At 40.4% G+C, this 19258-nt stretch carries 19 protein-coding genes; 14 read left to right on the top strand and 5 right to left on the bottom strand.

The window, feature by feature from the left end; genetic code table 11:
• Window positions 1-129 precede the first annotated feature (129 nt).
• From ACM0OR_RS17655 to cobS, 5 genes are all read left to right on the top strand, one after another.
• Window positions 130-1776 carry a protein kinase domain-containing protein gene (locus tag ACM0OR_RS17655; protein ID WP_414577751.1) on the top strand — a complete coding sequence of 549 codons (1647 nt, stop codon included), beginning with the start codon at window positions 130-132 and terminating at the stop codon, window positions 1774-1776.
• Between the two features lie 34 nt (window positions 1777-1810).
• Complete coding sequence (locus ACM0OR_RS17650; RefSeq protein WP_323266761.1) at window positions 1811-2296, top strand: hypothetical protein; 486 nt, start codon at window positions 1811-1813, stop codon at window positions 2294-2296.
• 30 nt (window positions 2297-2326) lie between these two features.
• Window positions 2327-3745: a serine hydrolase gene (locus ACM0OR_RS17645; RefSeq protein ID WP_414577750.1), complete on the top strand. Its 1419-nt coding sequence runs from the start codon at window positions 2327-2329 to the stop codon at window positions 3743-3745.
• Window positions 3746-4281: 536 nt separating this feature from the next.
• A complete protein-coding gene (gene argS, locus ACM0OR_RS17640; RefSeq protein ID WP_414577749.1) occupies window positions 4282-6048 on the top strand; it encodes an arginine--tRNA ligase in 1767 nt (588 codons plus the stop codon).
• A 170-nt stretch (window positions 6049-6218) separates the two neighbouring features.
• On the top strand, window positions 6219-6992 hold the full coding sequence (gene cobS, locus ACM0OR_RS17635; protein ID WP_414577748.1) for an adenosylcobinamide-GDP ribazoletransferase: 774 nt from the start codon (window positions 6219-6221) through the stop codon (window positions 6990-6992).
• Window positions 6993-7121: 129 nt separating this feature from the next.
• On the opposite strand, the gene ACM0OR_RS17630 is transcribed toward cobS, so the two are convergent.
• From ACM0OR_RS17630 to ACM0OR_RS17620, 3 genes are all read right to left on the bottom strand, one after another.
• Window positions 7122-7583: a PPC domain-containing protein gene (locus ACM0OR_RS17630; protein ID WP_190696609.1), complete on the bottom strand. Its 462-nt coding sequence runs from the start codon at window positions 7581-7583 to the stop codon at window positions 7122-7124.
• A 69-nt stretch (window positions 7584-7652) separates the two neighbouring features.
• Complete coding sequence (locus ACM0OR_RS17625) at window positions 7653-8324, bottom strand: ComF family protein (protein ID WP_414577747.1); 672 nt, start codon at window positions 8322-8324, stop codon at window positions 7653-7655.
• A 167-nt stretch (window positions 8325-8491) separates the two neighbouring features.
• Window positions 8492-8998: a GNAT family N-acetyltransferase gene (locus ACM0OR_RS17620; RefSeq protein ID WP_323266756.1), complete on the bottom strand. Its 507-nt coding sequence runs from the start codon at window positions 8996-8998 to the stop codon at window positions 8492-8494.
• 310 nt (window positions 8999-9308) lie between these two features.
• Here ACM0OR_RS17620 and ACM0OR_RS17615 point away from each other — a divergent pair, with 310 nt between their 5' ends.
• Both ACM0OR_RS17615 and ACM0OR_RS17610 read left to right on the top strand, forming a co-directional pair.
• Window positions 9309-9608, top strand: coding sequence for a type II toxin-antitoxin system RelE/ParE family toxin (locus ACM0OR_RS17615; RefSeq protein WP_323266755.1), 300 nt, complete (start codon window positions 9309-9311; stop codon window positions 9606-9608).
• Window positions 9609-9619: 11 nt separating this feature from the next.
• A complete protein-coding gene (locus tag ACM0OR_RS17610) occupies window positions 9620-9910 on the top strand; it encodes a HigA family addiction module antitoxin (RefSeq protein WP_323266754.1) in 291 nt (96 codons plus the stop codon).
• Window positions 9911-9948: 38 nt separating this feature from the next.
• On the opposite strand, the gene ACM0OR_RS17605 is transcribed toward ACM0OR_RS17610, so the two are convergent.
• Window positions 9949-10356 carry a VOC family protein gene (locus ACM0OR_RS17605; protein WP_323266753.1) on the bottom strand — a complete coding sequence of 136 codons (408 nt, stop codon included), beginning with the start codon at window positions 10354-10356 and terminating at the stop codon, window positions 9949-9951.
• Between the two features lie 18 nt (window positions 10357-10374).
• Complete coding sequence (locus ACM0OR_RS17600; RefSeq protein ID WP_414577746.1) at window positions 10375-10974, bottom strand: tRNA-(ms[2]io[6]A)-hydroxylase; 600 nt, start codon at window positions 10972-10974, stop codon at window positions 10375-10377.
• Between the two features lie 794 nt (window positions 10975-11768).
• Here ACM0OR_RS17600 and ACM0OR_RS17595 point away from each other — a divergent pair.
• From ACM0OR_RS17595 to ACM0OR_RS17565, 7 genes are all read left to right on the top strand, one after another.
• Window positions 11769-13388, top strand: coding sequence for a tetratricopeptide repeat protein (locus ACM0OR_RS17595; protein ID WP_414577744.1), 1620 nt, complete (start codon window positions 11769-11771; stop codon window positions 13386-13388).
• A 133-nt stretch (window positions 13389-13521) separates the two neighbouring features.
• Window positions 13522-14091 carry a hypothetical protein gene (locus ACM0OR_RS17590; RefSeq protein ID WP_414577742.1) on the top strand — a complete coding sequence of 190 codons (570 nt, stop codon included), beginning with the start codon at window positions 13522-13524 and terminating at the stop codon, window positions 14089-14091.
• Window positions 14092-14322: 231 nt separating this feature from the next.
• Window positions 14323-14856 carry a cytochrome C gene (locus ACM0OR_RS17585; protein ID WP_323266749.1) on the top strand — a complete coding sequence of 178 codons (534 nt, stop codon included), beginning with the start codon at window positions 14323-14325 and terminating at the stop codon, window positions 14854-14856.
• Between the two features lie 347 nt (window positions 14857-15203).
• The gene (secA, locus tag ACM0OR_RS17580) at window positions 15204-17996 is read left to right on the top strand and encodes a preprotein translocase subunit SecA (protein WP_323266748.1); all 2793 of its coding nucleotides are present in this window, start codon (window positions 15204-15206) and stop codon (window positions 17994-17996) included.
• Window positions 17997-18157: 161 nt separating this feature from the next.
• Window positions 18158-18412 carry a type II toxin-antitoxin system Phd/YefM family antitoxin gene (locus ACM0OR_RS17575; protein WP_414577740.1) on the top strand — a complete coding sequence of 85 codons (255 nt, stop codon included), beginning with the start codon at window positions 18158-18160 and terminating at the stop codon, window positions 18410-18412.
• Window positions 18405-18827 carry a putative toxin-antitoxin system toxin component, PIN family gene (locus tag ACM0OR_RS17570; RefSeq protein WP_414577739.1) on the top strand — a complete coding sequence of 141 codons (423 nt, stop codon included), beginning with the start codon at window positions 18405-18407 and terminating at the stop codon, window positions 18825-18827. Before ACM0OR_RS17575 ends, ACM0OR_RS17570 begins: the two co-directional genes overlap by 8 nt.
• Window positions 18828-18875: 48 nt before the next feature.
• Window positions 18876-19238 carry a retroviral-like aspartic protease family protein gene (locus tag ACM0OR_RS17565; protein ID WP_414577738.1) on the top strand — a complete coding sequence of 121 codons (363 nt, stop codon included), beginning with the start codon at window positions 18876-18878 and terminating at the stop codon, window positions 19236-19238.
• Window positions 19239-19258 lie beyond the last annotated feature (20 nt).

The following is a 19258-nucleotide window of genomic DNA, read 5'->3' as shown; positions in this document are numbered from 1 at the left end:
TTTCAGTTAAATATATGTTTTTGCACCAAATTTTAACAAAGTATTTTTCTGATTTATAAAAGTATATATTCGGAGGCAGATGTATTCAATTATGCTAAAATAATTTTTAATTATTAAAATATAATAATTATGCAAACACCTACATTATTAAATCATCGCTATCGGGTGATTCGGGTATTGGGGGCTGGTGGATTTGGCGAAACATTTTTAGCAGAAGATACCCAAATGCCGTCAGGTCGGAGATGCGTTATTAAAAAGCTCAAGCCTGTAGAAAATAACCCGCAGATTTATCAGTTAGTGCAAGAACGGTTTCAACGAGAAGCTGCCATATTAGAAGAATTAGGCGATGGGTTCAATCAGATTCCTAAACTATACGCCTACTTTGTAGAAGATGATGACTTTTTTCTAGTCCAAGAATATATAGAAGGCGAAACACTACAGGAAAAGTTGCTGCAACAAGGACTTTTAAGTGAAAGTTCAGTCAGAGAAATTTTGAGTAATATTCTGCCGGTTCTGGATTACGTTCACAGTAAACGTATCGTCCATAGAGATATTAAGCCAGAAAATATTTTGATTCGCCATGCTGATGGTAAACCCGTGTTGATTGACTTTGGTGCAGTCAAAGAAACAATGGGAACAATAATGACTGTTTCTGGTGAATCCAGTCGGTCGATAGTGATTGGTACGCCTGGATTTATGCCCAGTGAACAATCAGCAGGTCGCCCCGTATTTGCTAGTGATTTGTATAGTTTGGGGCTAACAGCAATTTATTTGCTAACTGGTAAGATTCCGCAACAATTAGAAGCTGATCCGGGGACGGGTGAGCTGATCTGGCGACACCATGCTTTAAGCATTAGTCCCAGTTTTGCAGCATTTTTAGATAAAGCGATCGCCTCTCACTCACGCGATCGCTACTCCACCGCTAAAGAAATGCTTCAAGCCTTACAACATGGTGTAACACCAATCGCCCCAACCATACCAGTTTCGCCTCCTACATTAGTTTCTGCACCCCCAGCATATGTGCAGCAGCAGCAAACAGTAGTCTCCGCACCACCCGCAGGAGTTCCATCTCAACCACCTGTTTATTCTCAGCCACCAGCACCAGTTAGCAAAGGAATGGGTGATTGGCAAAAAGCAGTCATCATCGGCGGCGTAATTGGGGCCTGTGTCATTGGCGGTTTATGGATAACTAGGCCATCGGAAACGCAAACCAGTTCCACACCAGTAGAAACAAATGCTTCATCAACATCTGTCTCGACTCCTCAGCAACAGCAACAGCAACAGCAACAGCAACAGATACAATCTCCCAATCCACCTGTAGAAGAACCGATTAATCAAAGACCACCTGTCGAAGAACCGCAGTTTTCCTCTCCCAATTCATCAATTACCCAACAAGAAGCCGTAGCTTTAATTCAGAATTGGCAAGAGGCTAAGAGAGTTTTATTTGCACCACCTTATGATCGCCAACGTGGGGCTGAACTAACAACAGGTGAAGCATATAGAAAGAATATTGGATCAGGCAGTTCACAGGAATGGTTAGAAAATAATAACTCTTATTATAGATATGGCGTACAGAGGATCGATTCTGTTAGAAGATTTGTTGCTAATGACAACCAAGCAACCATCGAAGTTGTGATCACTGAAGATCGTAAATTGTATCGAAATGGAAAATTAATAACCGATAAAAATACTGCTTTTGAAACTGTACTAGTACGCTACTCTTTACAAAAAGAGAATGGGCAATTAAAAATAGCTGACTACGCTACCGTACCCTGAAATTAATACTCCTTCAATTACTAGATGCAAATAAATGAAAAATACAGCTAGAAAGATTTCACCAGCACTATTTGGCATGACTTTGATTTGCTTTTTTTTGCCGTTCACGAAACTTTCCTGTCAGCAACAAGAAGTTATGACTTTAACTGGTATTCAGTTAGCCACAGGTACAAGTATTAAGCAACCTAGCTTTGGAGGAGTGGGAAAAAGAGAACAAAAAATACCAGGAGAGCCTTTAGCAATGCTGGCGATCGCTTCCAGTATTATTGGCTTTGCAACTAGTTTTATGAAAGCCAATAATACCGCGATCGCACCAGCTGGTTCTGGAGCAATTGGCTTCATTTTATTGTTAATGCTCAAGTCCAAAATTGATGATTCTATCGTCAGAGAAGGACAAGGTTTGATATTAGTTAGTTACGGATTGGGATTTTGGTTAGCGTTTCTACTTTTTGTCGCTGCAACTGTAATAAATATTTATAGCCTTATACCAGACAAAACAGAAGAGAATCCTCAAGAATAAATAATATTATCTTGTAAGAAGGTTGAGCTTGTGCCTGAAAACCCTCACATCAAACAACGCAATCAAATAATTACTGAACTGCAAGCAGACTTAACTCATGCTTATCAAGTAATTAACCAACAGCAAGAATATATCAATCAACTAGAAGAACAATTATCACAAAAATCTCCAAAGACACATATTTCCTCTGCACCTTCAGATAAATCAGCTTATCCACAAGGAAAAATAAAAACTCGATATCAGGTAAAAAAAAGAGTGTTACCTTATCAAAAAAAATCTGGTAAATTGTCTCAATTGCAGTTTACCGCCATAGTAGCTGTTGTTGTCGTATTCATTACCTTTATAGGTTCTGCATTAATGCGCCGACCCAGTTCCAATCCATCTAAACAAACTACAGATAAAGCTGCAACTTCACCCAAATCAACAACATCATTTCCACCTGCGCCAAATTTAACACCTATTCCTCAAAATAAATCTAATCCTGTTATTTTGCCTCCAAAAGCATTAGTAAATTCAGAATTATCAGAATTAGTATATAACGTTCAAACTCCTCCCAACTTTCGCAAAAGTAAAACTCTGCAATCTACAGTTGATGCTGCTGTTAATCTAGCTGTTTCTCAAGGACTACCAAAAAAGCCATTATCAATTACATTAATTGATGTAAAAACTGGTGAATATGCACAATATCAACAAGAAAAGCCGAGGTTTCCCGCCAGTGTAATTAAAATGTTCTGGATGGTGTATTTATATGGTCAAATTCAAAATGGTAGGGCTGATGAGATAGCATTTACGCCATATATAGATGCAATGGTTAAAAAGTCTGATAATAATGCTGCTAGTACAGTTATAGATGCAGTTACTCAAACTGAATTCACAAAAGACTTAAAAGAAGAAAATTATCAAAATTGGCTAAAAAAACGCAATCAGTTAAACATTTTCTTTCAAAAAGCTGGCTATAACAAAATTAATATTAATCAGAAAACTTATCCTATAACTGATAAAAAAATCTATGAACCCCAAGGTGCTGATCTGAGAATGCGAGGCGACCCAAAAGACCCAATTAGAAATAAAATTACAACACAGCAAGCAGCTAGGATTTTGTATGAAATTTACAGTTCTCAGGCTATATCCCCACTTTACAGTGAAAAAATGGCTAACTGGCTATCAATAGATGCTGAGACAAGAATTGAGAAAAGAGAACAGCAAGATCCTAATGTGTTTAACCCAGTCAGGGGATATTTCAGTGAGTCTTTACCCACAGATGTTTACTTTGGTGGTAAAGCAGGCTGGACTTCTGCATCTCGTCAAGAAGCTGCATATATAGCCACAAGAGATGGAGCTACTTATATTCTAGTTGTCTTTGCTGAGGATCGTGCTTATGCCTACGACTGGAAAATTTTCCCCAAAATATCTGATTTAGTATTTAAACGTATGACAAATACTAATTAAAAAATTTAATCTTGCTCAAATTCAACTCATCACCAATGCTCATTGGTTCACAACCAGTGCGTAAGTCCTATAATAGTTACGCCTCTGGAGATATCGACCTCTGCTTGGGTGGAGAAATCCCTCCTAGTAAGCCCTGACTTTTCACGGGATCTGGTGGAAAAACCCTTTCCAAAGACGCGGAGCGGCTACTATACGAGAACGCTTTGGCGCAGCCTCTCGTAGAGAAGAGCGAACTCGCTAGAGTACCTCTCCCCTACAACTGTAGGGTAGAGACGTTGCATACCATGTCTCTACATACTCCCCCTTCTCTAGTAGGGAAGGGGGTTAGGGGTTTAGGTTTCACGTTAGCTTTTCCACATAACGTGAAAAGTCAGTTAGTAAGCTGAGTCGGGGAAAGAGGAAACCCAAGAAGCGATTCTTGGAATCCCCCGTTTTCTAAACGGGGGAGTATGTCAATAGAATGAAATAATCAAGCCTTGGAGAATCTCCAATCAACAAGCAGCCTATAGCCCCCTCAAACAGATAAAATTTATATTATGAATGCTACACAAGAACAACTAAAAGTAAAACTTGAGCAGGCTTTGGTCGCTGCTTTTGGGGATGAGTACGCTGGAGTAGATCCGATTTTAGTTGCTGCTAGCAATCCTAAATTTGGTGATTATCAAGCCAACGTTGCGTTGTCGCTGAGTAAGAAATTAGGACAGCAACCAAGAGCGATCGCCTCTGCTATTGTAGAAAAATTAGATGTCTGTGCAATCTGTGAAACTCCAGAAATTGCGGGGCCTGGTTTTATCAATCTCAAACTCAAAACCGCCTACCTAGAAGCCCAACTTCACGCTATTCATGCAGATACCAGACTAGGCGTTCCCACAGCTAAACACCCACAACGGGAAATCGTCGATTTTTCCAGTCCGAATATAGCTAAAGAAATGCACGTCGGACACTTGCGTTCTACCATCATCGGTGATTCCATCGCTCGTATTCTCGAATTTCGCGGACATGATGTATTGCGGTTAAATCATGTCGGTGATTGGGGTACGCAATTTGGAATGTTAATTACTTACCTGCGGGAAGTCTACCCAGAAGCCTTAACCACTGCAAATGCGCTAAATATAGGTGATTTAGTCAGTTTTTACCGCAAAGCTAAACAAAGGTTTGATGCAGATGAAGTCTTCCAAGAAACAGCACGCCAGGAAGTTGTCAGATTACAAGCAGGTGCAGAAGATACTCTCCATGCTTGGAAATTATTATGTGAACAATCACGCCAAGAGTTTCAAATAATTTATGACTTGCTAAATGTCAAAGTAACTGAACGCGGCGAATCTTTTTACAACCCCTTACTACCAACAATTGTAGAAGAATTAGAGAAATCTGGTTTATTAGTAGAAAATCAAGGTGCAAAATGTGTTTTCTTGGATGGCTTTACTAATAGAGAAGGTGAACCTTTACCCTTGATTGTGCAGAAATCTGATGGTGGTTATAACTACGCCACAACAGATTTAGCTGCACTATGTTACCGGATTCAACAAGATGAAGCCAAACGGATAATTTATGTCACCGATGCTGGACAAGCCAACCACTTTGCCCAATTCTTTCAAGTAGCGCGTAAAGCTGGATGGATTCCTGATGATGTCGAACTGGTTCATGTACCTTTCGGTTTGGTATTAGGTGAAGATGGGAAGAAATTTAAAACCCGTTCTGGCGATACTGTCAGGTTGCGGGATTTGTTAGATGAAGCAATTTCTCGCTCTCATAGAGACTTGGAAGCTAGATTAAAAGAAGAACAACGGGAAGAAACGGACGAATTTATTAACAACGTTGCTGAGATAGTTGGTATCAGTGCGGTGAAATACGCTGACTTGAGCCAAAACCGTACTAGTAACTACATTTTCAGCTACGATAAAATGCTGGATCTCAAAGGTAATACTGCACCCTATATGTTGTATGCTTATGCCCGGATTCAAGGGATTAGCCGCAAGGGTGAGATTAACTTTGCCGAGTTGGGAGATAATGCCAAAGTCATATTGCAGCATGAAACAGAATTTGCACTGGCTAAATTCTTATTGCAACTAGGTGAAGTGGTTAGCACTGTAGAGCAAGATTTGCAACCTAATCGGTTATGTGAATATCTCTACGAACTGAGTAAAAAGTTTAATGTGTTTTATGACCGCAATCAAGGAGTCCAGGTATTGAGCGCAGAAGAACCACTGCGGACATCCCGTTTGGTTCTATGTGATTTGACAGCTAGAACCTTGAAATTAGGCTTATCTTTGTTGGGGATTCAAGTATTAGAGAGAATGTAATTTTGTAACCTGGCGACTGGAAGACTGGAAGTCACAGCTACACAAACAAAACCCACCTAGGTGGGTTCAAAACCCTTGATTTTTCATTAGTCCGCGCACCATTCGGACTTAGTTTGTGTAGCGAATATTCGCCCAATACTTTTTAAACATCCTCTTATACCAATATAAATATGCTCAAACTATTCCAGTGGTGTAAAAAAATACTATTTAAATTATTGGCAAGTGTGATATTTTATACTACTATTCCCTTGCCTTACATCAAGGATTTAGAGTTTCACGAAGTAGCATATTTTGCGCCTTTTGTGGGATTAGTGATTGGCGGAATTTTAGGATTACTTGATGTAGGAGTGAATTATTTGGGTATGCCATTGCTGACTCGTAGTGCTTTAATAGTAGCCGTTTGGATGGGTATAACTGGCGGACTACATTTAGATGGGGCGATGGATACGGCTGATGGTTTGGCTGTGGGTAATCCAGAACGACGATTAGAAGTAATGGCGGATAGTGCTACAGGTGCATTTGGTGCAATGGTAGCGATCGCCTTAATATTATTAAAAACTACTGCCTTGGTAGATATCACAGACAACCGTTGGCTGATGTTGATGGCTGCTTGTGGCTGGGGACGCTGGGGACAACAGCTAGCAATTCTCCGCTATCCCTACTTAAAACCTACTGGTAAAGGTGCATTACACAAACAAGCTATCCGTTCCTATCAAGATTTACTACCGGGACTGTTGTTAATGTTAGCTGTTAGTGGCTTAGTTTGGCTGCTAGATGGACACAGATTAGTTATACCAGTAGTCATGGCGATCGCTGGGAGTGCGATCGCCACTTTTACAGCTGCTTGGTTCAACCACAAATTAGGCGGACATACAGGCGATACCTACGGCGCAGTCGTAGAGTGGACTGAAGCTTTATTTCTTTGTGTCCTAACTACGATTTAATTCGTAATTCGTAATTCGTAATTCGTAATTAGGTAGAGACGTGTTATGCGTAAAGAAAACGCAATTTTGTGTTTCTACTTAATTACTCAGCACTCAGCACTCAGCACTCAGCACTCAGCACTCATTACTCTACTTCATAGGTTGTAATTTCGTCACTTTTAATTTAAAAGCCCCAACTCCAGTTTCCCCAAAAGAGCGGACACGAATAATAAAAGTCCCTGTTTCGTTAATGCGGGTAAACAGTAGAGAATTACTAGTACCATCAGGCCCATCATCATTTTCTGCTAACGTCGAACCATCAGGTGCTAGTAGTGTAATGATACTATCAAAACTTTCAGAAGTTAAATCAACTGCTAAGTTATCACCCTTATTCAACTTCACTGCATAATCACGAGCAAATCCACCCTGGCCGGTGGGAATATCTTTTTCTGAGAGCGTATCACTAATTTCTTTAAAATCAGTCAACATAATTGGACTGTACAACTTATTGTTTTGAGCCAAAGTTGCTGTTGTAGTGATACCAAGTACAAATAATGTTGCGGGAAATATGATGATTCTACTGAAATTTTTAATAATATCTCGACTGAGCATAGTAGGCGATGTTCCCAAAATAACAGGGTAATTTGGTTAATTATAGATTTCTCAGAGATAGCTTGCCCATTAATTTTTGATATATTTGTCTTTGACAGCAGTAGCAACTGCGGCTAACCCTAAGACTTTGATTCCAGATTGACACAGTGTTTGCACAGCAGACTTCGCAGTCGCGCCAGTCGTGTAAATGTCATCCACTAACAATACTGACGTTTTGGGGTGGAACTTGAGAAAATCTGACCCAATAGCAAAAGCTTCAGCCAAGTTTTTTTCTCTATCATCTCCCGATAAACCAAACTGCGCTTCAGTCTCGCGCACTCTTATCAAACCATTTAGGTTCAATTTTAATCCAGTTGTTTGACAAAAGCTTTGGGCAATTAAGGCCGCTTGATTGTAACCCCGTTGTTTTTGCTTACTGGCGTGCATGGGAATTGGTACGACTACAATTTGTTGCTCTTGATGAAGAGAATGTAATAACCAAGTTTCCCCTAGCCATTGTCCCAAAGGACGAGCAATTTGGGGTTGATGATCATATTTCATCACAGCGATCGCACGTTTGATCACCCCACCATACATCCCCCAACTAAATACAGGTATTGGCTGTTTCCACAAAGCTTGCGGCTGTTGATGATGACATTTTTGTAACTGTCTGGTGCAGTTTTCACAAAACACACCAGATGTAGAACGTTGACACAAAGGACAGTTAGATTGCAGAAATAAATCAAGAAAACCTTTGAGCATTATTAGACCTCTTGCAAAAGTCCGAAAATAAGATGTGCCATTCTGAATGAAATGTAGAATCTTTGAGGTGTTTCGCTTCGCTCAACATGACAGCTTCAGCATTTATGCAAGAGGTCTATTTTACAGCCTCCTACTAGCACAGCAACGCACTAGCATCTCCTTCACTATCACCTGTCGCCTGTCACCTGTCGCCTATCGAGATATTTCACATAAACGCGATCGCAGCGTGAAGTTTCTACACCTGTCGCTGGCTGATAGCCATTGTGTTCATACAACTTGACTGCTTCTACCAACACACTGGCGGTTTCAATCCAAATTTGCTCAAAACCACGGTTGGCGATCGCTGCTTCTAACTGTTGTAACAAATATTTCCCTAATCCTAAACCCCTAACACTGGGTAAAAGATACATTTTCCTGATTTCAACGGACTTTTCCGCCCGATGGGTGGGATAGTATGCCCCCGTACCGACTATTTGGCTTTGGTGTTCAATTACCCAAAACTCGCCGCCTGTGGCTAAGTAACATTCTTCCACTTCCAGGACATCGCGGTCAGCAGCTTTAGGTTCCCAACCCAAACCGTATTCTGATAATACGTAACTGATGACGGCGGCAGCTTTAGTGCGATCGCTTTTTTGCCAGTTACGAATTAAGAAGTCTTTGTAGTGGCTGTTCATTACCATTTGTGGGTCAAGTTTGTACGGAAAAGTCTTCTGGATTTATTCCCGAATTTACCCAGCGTATAGCTTCTCTAGCTGATTCTAACTCAGGTAACACTCGCAAAGCATGAATTTATGTCCCTATATGCGAGTCAGGGAGTCGAGTTGTGGATCTGGGATTTCCTGACAAATGCGATGGTCTCCGACGATCGGGCATCACCTACTGTGGGGCATAGCTCATCGTTTCAATTTCTTATGCTAGGATATTTTTGAGAGTTACACGTTACGTAACCCATAACATATACTGCTGTTTTATTGCTATCCAAGTATGTCTCCGTCAGACGAATACACTAAATACAAGGATAAAAGAACGGAGAAATTTGCTTCAGGAGAAAGAGTTAAAGAGTTTCAATCTTTTGAAAGACAGGCTCAAAAAAGACTTGACATTTTAGAAGCAGCCCCTCACAAAGAAGCTCTGATGCAATTACCAAGTAATCGTTTCGAGTCATTAGGAGGCGATAGAAAAGGTCAGTACATTATCCGAATTAATGAGCAATGGAGAATTTGTTTTAACTGGCCTGATGATTTTCCTAAGCCCTTCAACATAGAAATAACAGATTATCACTGAAGGAGATTTAAATGGCACGTTCACCTATCCACCCTGGAGAAATTCTTGCTGATGAAATTATTGAACTCAGCATGACTGCGAGTGATTTAGCTCGTGTTCTCCATGTTCCTAAAAACAGAATTACCGAAATTATCAATGGTAGAAGAGGGATAACAGCTGATACAGCTTTGCGATTAGGACAATATTTTGGTACTGGTGGAGAATTTTGGCTAAATCTTCAGAAAAACTATGAATTGAAATTAGCTGAACAAACAGTAGGGAAGACAATTCGGGAAACAATTAAACAAGTAGCAAAAATCTAATTTAAATTTACACCCTCAATTCCCCATCCAGCAAAACCCTAATTCAAGCTGCTCATATTGCTGAATATTTCAATCAAATTACCATCAGGATCGCGAAAATGGGCTGTTCTTAATCCCCATTCAGGACGATCCATTGGTTGCGTCACAATGATGGCATTCTTTTCTTTGAGATGATAATATAACTCATCTACATTATCCACTGCAAATACCAAAGCCATTTTATTTTGACACTCCATTGCTGAAGGTTGATAAGCACTAGGAATTGCTTCCGCCATTAACTCTTTTCTAAACAAAGCCAGCTTGACACCGTCCCCGGTATGCAACTCAGCGTAACCGCTATTTTCATCACCCCAATCAATAACAAATCCCAGCGCATCGCGGTAGAACAAAAAACAGTCTCTGTAGTTGGATACAAGTAACCTGATATGTGTTAACTGTAGGAACATAAATAACGTGTGATTCTATTAACTATGAATTCTAGGTTCTGGATGTAAATTTGCAAGTAACTCGCTTTCAACTATTGATAATTCATCTAGTCGTTCGGTGACAATTTCTCGGTCAAAATAAGTATCAGCTAAAACCCAATAAATACCGAAGTGTCGCGCTTCTGATGCCATTAAACTTTTATAAAACTTAGCTAATTCTAAATCAGGACAGTGTGTAGCTAATAATCCTAAGCGTTCGTGACTACGCGCTTCAATTAAGCCAGTCACGAGTAAGGAATCTAAAAACCGTTCTGGTTCTTGAGGACGCACAGCCGCTTTCAACCCCACACCATAGGGAGGTGGAGGTAAAGGTGCTAGAGGTATATTTCGCTTTTCTAGCCACTGATTCACCAAGTCAAAATGTTCGAGTTCTTCACGGGCGATCGCAGTTAATTCTCTCACCATTTTAGTGTTAGAAGGATAGCGAAACATAAAGTTTAACGCTACCCCTGCCGCTTTGCGTTCACAGTGGGAATGATCAAGCAAAATGATGTCTAAATTAGAAACCGCTTGTTCTACCCAAGCATCACTCGTTGGTTGCTTGAGTGCATTGATAGTTGACAACACGGAAGTAAGCACAGGGTAATAAAATTAAATAAATTGGCATTGCGCTGAATATCCCAGCAAACTAATCTTAATGTGACTGGCGATATTTTTATTTGTTTCTTTATATAAACTGCAAAAGCTTCTTTAATCAGAGGCGTTGGCGTTCCGCATCGTAGCATAACATCACAACTCAGTGATTTTAACGACTTGGAGGGATCTATTTCTTTATAATTATACCAATAAGTAAATCACCAGAATGCAGGAAATCACTTACCTAATAGCACAATTGTTGCTGTTAACTCAGATCCAATCAAACTAATTTAGGGGAAATTCCTCAACATCCTGGTGCTTTTTTAGCGGTATTTCCGCTATTAGGGTAAAAGTAAAGGGTTTTGAAAGCATATAACAGCTATTAGATTTTTTTTGTATCAACACGCACAGTTTCTGCGATTTTGAATCATTCACTATTAAGAACATTATTAAGCTATAAAATCTTGATATTAACAGAGTTATATATTTTTTATTTTCTCTGTCATGGGTAAAAATCATAAGATTTTAGACACCCTTTTTCTTTAAGCAATTGAGTTTCTTAGCAGTGATTCATGCTTGAGAATGGAATTAATTAAGATACTTGTATCTTTTAATCCACTAGCAAAAATCTGTGATAAACATATGAAAGAGGGAATAATATTGGTATATACGTACTTGTGTAACTCCTCTGTACATCGGTCAAAACATACAAATCAGTAAACTAAATGGAATATCAGGTTTACTTTAACTCGATATATCATTAAAATAATTTCAGCAAGAAATTCGCAGAACTTTACATGGACTGGATTACTCTACTGCGATCGCTACAGTCTGATTTTATTAAAAGGTTATCATCTGGTTGTTTACTTCATTGTGAAAATGAAGGTCAATATAGTGAATTGACAATTATTGCCGGTGAAAGATTAAAAGCCTTACGTAATTTCTGCTGGCAAATGGCGGAAAAATATAAACGAGTTTCGCCAGTCCGGGATGTTTTTATTAGCTACCTCAAAGGAAAATTGGGTGAGGAAGTTGTTAAAGAACGTTTAGCTGATTTTATTACAGAAGTAGATTATGAAAAGCGATTTGGTGGTGATGGGAAGATAGATTTTACTCTCACTGCTGATCCATCTCTTGGTATTGAGGTAAAATCTCGTCACGGGAGTATTGATAGAGTGAGATGGTCAGTTAGTTCTGAAGAAGTTGAAAAAAATGCAGTGGTAGTCTGCATTTTGATTCAAGAAGTGGTGCATGAAGCACAATCAGAATATCACTTGTTATTAGCTGGATTTCTCCCCACGCGGATGATTAAATTGAAAACTGGTAGCATATCTTTCGGGATAGATCAATTATTGTATGCTGGTGGCTTATATTGTTATTTAGAACAGTTACAAGCTGCTAGCAATAATCATATTGTAAACAAAAAAACTCTATTGTACAAACATGATAATAAACCAGAATCCATCTCTCAGCTAAAGATAAAACAAGCAGATATTAACAATTCCATTGTATCCAGAGAAACAGATTTAAACCTAGACTATAAACAATTGGGTGATGAATGTTTTAGTAAAGGGGAGTATTCAGCATCTATTAGTCACTATACCCAAGCTTTAAAGCTGAATTTGCAAAATACAGAATTATATTACAAACGGGGTTTAGCTTATGATCAATTAGGAGATTATAAAAGAGCGATCGCAGATTATTCTCAAGTCATAAATATCAATATAGATGATGCTAAAGCTTACCATAAACGCGGTTTGGCTTTATCTCAATTGGGAGCATATGAAGCAGCAATTGATGATTATACCCAGTCAATTAGAATTAATCCTCATGGTGCTATCGCTTATAAAAACCGTGCAGAAGCACGCTCTTGTTTAGGAGATAATCAAGGAGCAATTGAAGATTATAATCAGGCAATTAAAATTAATCCTCAGTATGGGGATATAAATAAAAATCGTGATATTGCTCGTTATATTGTCGGCAATCAGCCGGGATTTAACCAAGCAATACAGCTTAACCCTAATGATGCCAATGCTTACAAGAATCGTGGTAATGCTCGTGCAGATATTGGAGATTATCAAGGCGCGATCGCAGATTATACTCAAGCAATACAGATTAATCCCCATCTTGCCGATGTCTATTATAACCGGGGTAACGTGCGTTGTGATGTAGGCGATGAAGAAGGTGCGATCGCAGATTACACCCAGGCAATACAAATTAATGCTAATTATGCCGATGCGTATTATAACCGAGGTAATATTTATGCTGGCATGAAAAATCTACAAGCGGCAATTACAGATTTTCAAAAAGCAGCAAATATCTATCGTCAAGAAGGGAATTTAGCAGCACTCAAAGATACAAAAGACAGAATTTTAGAGTTGGAAATAATAGAATCAATCGATATTCTAAATTTTTAGTTTAAGAATACCACCCCACAAAAGCTAGGCTGTTTCTCCCCGCTTATCTAGCGTATTGTTTCACTCATCCGTAATTTCAGCCAAAAAATGGGAAATACAAGTTAAGTATTCCATTGAAAATAGGCCTTGCAAAATGATTTTGAACTTAAAAAATCTTGGTAATGTATGTGCAGTAATTTTATTACTTAGTGCTAGCAGCTTTCATCAGTCAGCTATAGCTAATACTAACAATCAAAAGCAAATATTAGCACAACAGCAATTTAAACCAGCTAATTCTCAGTCGCACCCAGTTTTTAAGTCTATTTTGCCTAAATTAAAGCAAAAGAGCCAAATTCAAATCTTATTACCAAAATATATTCCTGAAACTGACGGCACAAACCCAATTTACGCCATTCTAGAAACTGCTACACCCAAAAAATATGAAATTCTCCTGGGTTTTACTCCTGACTGCACAGGTGGAACAGCTTGCCGTTTGGGTGTAATTTCTGCTGAAGCCGTCACCCGCAAAACACCCCGCCTCACTGGTAAACGTGTCATTTTAGCCAAGGGTATTACTGGCTATTTTGTAGATTTTCGTTGTGGTGCAAATTGCTCAGATGCTACCCTAACTTGGCGACAAAAGGGTGTGCAATATGTTCTTGGGTTGAAAGCTGGTAAACGTGAGTCTTTAATCAAAATGGCTAACTCTGCCATTAGTCTATAGATTCATAAAAATCTTTCTTCCCCTGTCACCTGTCACCTGTCACCTGTCACCTATTCCTAGCGTGTTACGATCTCCTACAAAATGTTGGGTAGGGTGCGTCAGTATGAATAATTTCTGAGTATAGTTAGGTTCTATCTCACTGACGCACCCTACAGTTTGGATATTTTTTTATCTGGAAGTCCCTTATCATTAGCTACAAGGGATAAATCTAAGTATCTGGGAATGTGAGGAATGTCAAATCAGGTTAAACGTAAATCCCGTACCCGCCAACTCAAACGCCGTCCGTTAGGATTAATCTTCACCATTTTGGCTTGGAGTTTGGTGATGGGTTGGCTGTTAGCCTTAGCCACTAGCGTCCAAAGTGCCACCCCTGTATCAAAAATTGGCACAGTTGATGTAGTTCCCGCAAGATACCAACTAGGACAGGAATTATATCTGGAAAATTGCGCTAGTTGTCACATTGCTTTGCCACCTGCGGTTTTACCCACCCAAACCTGGAAAAACCTCCTAGAAGACTCACAGCATTATGGTGCAACCCTTAACCCTCTATTAGATCCAAGTCGTACTCTAGTTTGGAGATATCTTTCTACCTTCTCACGCTCTCAGCTAAAAGACGAAGCAACACCCTATCGCGTGAACAATTCTCGCTATTTTAAAGCTTTACATCCCCAAGTTGATTTACCACGCCCTGTGCAAATCAGTAGTTGTGTCAGTTGTCATCCCAGTGCGAAGGAGTACAATTTTCGTCGCCTGAGTTCAGAGTAGGTACAGGTGACAGGGCAGAATGAGTATCGCCTACTCACCACTCATCACTCACCACTCATTACTCATCACTCACCACTCATCACTCACCACTCACCACTCCCTAATCAGTCGGAGTTATCTGCCTCATCTGAGGGTGAAATGATACTATTAAAAGAGTTTCCAATTTAAACTGGGAAATCAAACGGATCATCTAAATACATAGATTGAATCTAATTTTTGCTGTTTTTGAGTTAATTTTCATCTCATACCCATCTATTACTTAAAATGGCTGGGTTGGGTTAAATTCTTATAATCAATAGCCAAAACCTTTTAATTCCCATCCCCTCAATTTATTTCCATAATCTGCCATGCTAAAACTCTTGTTGGGCGACCCCAACGCTCGTAAGCTGAAAAAATACCAACCCTACATTACAGAAATTAATCTCTTGGAGGAAGACATTCAAGCTCTTTCCGATGAGGATTTGAAAGGCAAAACAGCAGAGTTTAAACAGAGGCTTGCCAAAGACGAAACCCTGGATGATATTCTGCCAGAAGCCTTTGCTGTGGTCAGAGAGGCAGGAAAGCGAGTCTTAGGTTTGCGGCATTTTGATGTCCAGATGTTAGGCGGTGTGATTCTACACACTGGGCAAATTGCGGAAATGAAAACTGGTGAAGGTAAAACCCTAGTGGCTACCTTACCGAGTTATTTAAATGCGATCACTGGTAAAGGTGTACACGTAATCACGGTTAACGATTACCTGGCTCGTCGGGACGCAGAATGGATGGGGCAGGTGCATCGCTTTCTGGGTTTGAGTGTAGGGTTAATTCAGGCGAGCATGACTCCCAGTGAACGCAAGAAAAATTATGATTGCGATATCACTTATGTTACTAACAGTGAAGTAGGCTTTGACTACCTGCGGGATAATATGGCTACATCAATGGCTGATGTGGTACAGCGTAATTTTAATTATTGTGTAATTGACGAAGTAGACTCAATCTTAGTTGATGAGGCGCGGACACCATTAATTATTTCTGGTCAGGTAGAAAGACCGACAGAAAAATACATCCAAGCTGCGGAAATTGCCGTCACTCTGCAAAAAGATGAGCATTACGATGTTGACGAAAAAGCTCGTAATGTGCTGTTAACTGATGAAGGTTTTGCAGAAGCAGAAGATTTGTTAGGGGTTACAGATTTATTTGACCCGGAAGATCCTTGGGCGCATTTTGTATTTAATGCAATTAAAGCTAAAGAACTGTTCCTGAAGGATGTGAACTACATCGTCCGTAATGGCGAAGTGGTAATTGTCGATGAATTTACAGGGCGTGTGCTACCTGGAAGGCGTTGGAGTGATGGCTTGCACCAAGCCATTGAAGCCAAAGAACACGTAGACATTCAGCCGGAAACTCAAACTCTAGCCACAATTACTTATCAAAACCTGTTCTTGTTGTATCCCAAATTGGGTGGGATGACAGGAACGGCGAAGACAGAAGAAGCCGAGTTTGAAAAAATTTACAAATTAGAAGTCGCGGTCATTCCTACCAACAGAATCAGAAAACGGGAAGATTGGTCTGATTTGGTATTTAAAAAAGAGACCGGTAAATGGCGAGCGATCGCTAGCGAATGTGCCGAAATGCACGAACTAGGTAGACCTGTTCTCGTGGGAACTACTAGTGTAGAAAAATCAGAATATCTCAGCCAATTACTCAAAGCCCAAGGCATTCCCCACGAATTGCTGAATGCGCGACCAGAAAACGTCGAACGGGAAGCAGAGATTGTCGCCCAGGCAGGACGCAGGGGTGCTGTAACTATCGCTACGAATATGGCGGGACGGGGTACGGATATTATTCTCGGTGGTAACTCCGAGTATATGGCGCGGCTGAAACTGCGAGAATACTTCATGCCACGCATCGTCAGACCAGATGATGAAGACGTGTTTGGCGTACAAAGGGCTACGGGACTACCAGGTGGACACGGTGGCGGTCAAGGCTTCACTCCTGGCAAAAAAGTCAAAACTTGGAAAGCTTCCCCGGAGATTTTCCCCACCCAACTTTCTAAAGAAGCAGAACAGCTATTAAAAGAAGCCGTAGATGTGGCGGTGCGGGAATATGGCGATCGCTCTTTACCAGAACTAGAAGCAGAAGATAAAGTAGCTGTAGCCGCCGAAAAAGCCCCCACCGATGACCCTGTAATTCAGAAATTGCGGGATGCTTACAAACGGGTGAAGCAGGAATACGAAGATTTTACCGAACGGGAACATAACGAAGTTGTAGAACGGGGTGGTCTGCACGTAATTGGTACAGAACGCCACGAATCACGACGGATTGATAACCAGTTACGGGGACGCGCCGGACGACAAGGCGACCCCGGTTCGACAAGATTCTTCCTCAGTTTAGAAGATAACTTATTGCGGATTTTTGGTGGCGATCGCGTTGCCGGTTTAATGGAAGCCTTCAACGTTGAAGATGATATGCCCATTGAATCTGGTATGCTTACCCGCAGTTTAGAAGGCGCACAAAAGAAAGTCGAAACCTACTACTACGACATCCGTAAACAGGTGTTTGAGTATGACGAGGTAATGAACAACCAACGCCGCGCCATCTACGCCGAACGCCGCCGCGTGTTGGAAGGTCAAGACTTGAAGGAACAGGTGATTAAGTACGCCGAAAAAACGATGGATGACATCGTGGACTATTACATCAACCCTGATTTGCCCTCAGAAGAGTGGGAATTGGAAAAGTTGGTGGAGAAAGTCAAGGAGTTTGTCTATTTGCTGGCTGATATGCAGGCGAGTCAATTAGAAGACATGGGAGTAAGCGAGATTAAAGCTTTCCTCCATGAACAGGTGAGAATCGCCTACGACCTCAAGGAAGCGCAAATTGACCAAATTCAGCCAGGATTGATGCGCCAAGCTGAACGGTTCTTTATCTTGCAGCGTATTGATACCCTGTGGCGGGAACACTTACAGCAAATGGATGCTTTACGTGAGTCAGTAGGATTGCGCGGTTATGGACAGAAAGACCCGCTTATTGAGTATAAGAGTGAGGGTTATGAGTTGTTCTTGGATATGATGGTCAACATCCGCCGCGATGTGGTTTACTCGCTGTTCATGTTCCAGCCTCAGCCTCAGCCGATGGCGCAAGCTTCTTCTGAGATGGTGTAAGGGTAACGGAATAATTTCACGCAGAGACGCAGAGGAGGACACTTGCGTGGACGGGTCTCCCGACTTGAGCAAAGTGTCCGTCGCGCAGAGAGTTTTTTGAGTGCCTCTGCGTTTTTGTTTTAGAGAACTCATTTAAGTTAGGATCTGGGAAAAGGAGGTCTATGATGATTTACCTTTCTGCTACGGAAGCAAAGCAAAATTTTGCAGAATTTTTAGATCAAGCTCAGAAAGAGCCAGTAACAATTCAGGGTCATGATGAAGATTTAGTCGTCGTGCTTTCTGTGGCGGAATATCACAAACTTAAGGGATTGTTAAAAGAAGAGTTTCAGCAATTTTGTGATCAAGTTGGTAAGACGGCTGAACTGAGAGGAATGACGGAAGCAAAGCTCAACGAAATTCTTCACAGTGATGAATGAGCTAAGAATCGTTATTGATACTAATTGTTTTGTTAGTCGGCTATTAACTCCAAACTCTATAACTGCTCAAGCTATCCGTAAGGCTTTTGATGACCATTGCATTCTTATTTCTTCGGAAACACTAGCAGAACTAACAAAGGTTCTTGCTCGGAAAAAGTTTGATCCTTATGTGAGTGCTGAAGATAGACAAAGGTTTATTGCTTACTTAATAAGTCTTGCTGATATGGTTGAGATTATAACATCAGTAAAAGTTTGTCGAGATCCAAAAGATGATAAATTTCTATCACTAGCAATTGCTGGAAATGCTAATTTGATTATTACAGGCGATGCAGATTTGTTGGTACTTAATCCTTATCAAAATATCTCTATAATCTCACCAAAAGCTTTTATTGCAGAACTAGATACAGAAAATTGAGTCTTAGATAATGTGCCATAAATAAGAGATTCTCAGGAGTTGGCTGATATGAGTAAGCTGGTAATGCCAAATCTTCAGGGTAAGCAAATGGGACAAGTTATAGTTACCTTTACTGTGACGAATCGAGTTGATCAAGTTTTAGCCCAGCGCGGCTTTATTTCTCATGAGGAGATTCGGTCTGTAACACTCGATGATGTTTTAGTTGATACGGGTGCAACTTTACTTTGCCTACCCAGTAGCATTATTAATCAATTAGGTTTAACTCCAGGTGGCGAAGCTAAGGTAGAGACTGCGGCTGGAGTGCAGCAAGGGCGAATTTTTCGAGATGTGGAACTTAGTATTGAAGAACGTCACGGAACTTTTGATTGTTTGGAACTCAATACTTCTCGGTTAAGGATTAAGCAGTATTAAGAATAAAAAAAGTGAGTGGT

Origin of the sequence: Anabaena sp. CCY 9402-a, assembly GCF_963920945.1 — a bacterium.
Classification (GTDB): domain Bacteria; phylum Cyanobacteriota; class Cyanobacteriia; order Cyanobacteriales; family Nostocaceae; genus Trichormus; species Trichormus minutissimus.
This window is presented reverse-complemented; position numbering and strand designations above follow the sequence as displayed.

What these genes read in the sequence shown, in the direction of transcription:
- argS (WP_414577749.1), top strand. Translation starts at nt 4,282, where the DNA reads ATGAATGCTACACAAGAACAACTAAAAGTAAAACTTGAGCAGGCTTTG.
- ACM0OR_RS17590 (WP_414577742.1), top strand. Translation starts at nt 13,522, where the DNA reads ATGATTTTGAACTTAAAAAATCTTGGTAATGTATGTGCAGTAATTTTA.
- ACM0OR_RS17610 (WP_323266754.1), top strand. Translation starts at nt 9,620, where the DNA reads ATGGCACGTTCACCTATCCACCCTGGAGAAATTCTTGCTGATGAAATT.
- ACM0OR_RS17595 (WP_414577744.1), top strand. Translation starts at nt 11,769, where the DNA reads ATGGACTGGATTACTCTACTGCGATCGCTACAGTCTGATTTTATTAAA.
- ACM0OR_RS17615 (WP_323266755.1), top strand. Translation starts at nt 9,309, where the DNA reads ATGTCTCCGTCAGACGAATACACTAAATACAAGGATAAAAGAACGGAG.
- ACM0OR_RS17585 (WP_323266749.1), top strand. Translation starts at nt 14,323, where the DNA reads ATGTCAAATCAGGTTAAACGTAAATCCCGTACCCGCCAACTCAAACGC.
- ACM0OR_RS17620 (WP_323266756.1), bottom strand. Translation starts at nt 8,998, where the DNA reads ATGAACAGCCACTACAAAGACTTCTTAATTCGTAACTGGCAAAAAAGC.
- ACM0OR_RS17575 (WP_414577740.1), top strand. Translation starts at nt 18,158, where the DNA reads ATGATGATTTACCTTTCTGCTACGGAAGCAAAGCAAAATTTTGCAGAA.
- ACM0OR_RS17570 (WP_414577739.1), top strand. Translation starts at nt 18,405, where the DNA reads ATGAATGAGCTAAGAATCGTTATTGATACTAATTGTTTTGTTAGTCGG.
- ACM0OR_RS17565 (WP_414577738.1), top strand. Translation starts at nt 18,876, where the DNA reads ATGAGTAAGCTGGTAATGCCAAATCTTCAGGGTAAGCAAATGGGACAA.
- ACM0OR_RS17650 (WP_323266761.1), top strand. Translation starts at nt 1,811, where the DNA reads ATGAAAAATACAGCTAGAAAGATTTCACCAGCACTATTTGGCATGACT.
- secA (WP_323266748.1), top strand. Translation starts at nt 15,204, where the DNA reads ATGCTAAAACTCTTGTTGGGCGACCCCAACGCTCGTAAGCTGAAAAAA.
- cobS (WP_414577748.1), top strand. Translation starts at nt 6,219, where the DNA reads ATGCTCAAACTATTCCAGTGGTGTAAAAAAATACTATTTAAATTATTG.
- ACM0OR_RS17630 (WP_190696609.1), bottom strand. Translation starts at nt 7,583, where the DNA reads ATGCTCAGTCGAGATATTATTAAAAATTTCAGTAGAATCATCATATTT.
- ACM0OR_RS17655 (WP_414577751.1), top strand. Translation starts at nt 130, where the DNA reads ATGCAAACACCTACATTATTAAATCATCGCTATCGGGTGATTCGGGTA.
- ACM0OR_RS17625 (WP_414577747.1), bottom strand. Translation starts at nt 8,324, where the DNA reads ATGCTCAAAGGTTTTCTTGATTTATTTCTGCAATCTAACTGTCCTTTG.
- ACM0OR_RS17605 (WP_323266753.1), bottom strand. Translation starts at nt 10,356, where the DNA reads ATGTTCCTACAGTTAACACATATCAGGTTACTTGTATCCAACTACAGA.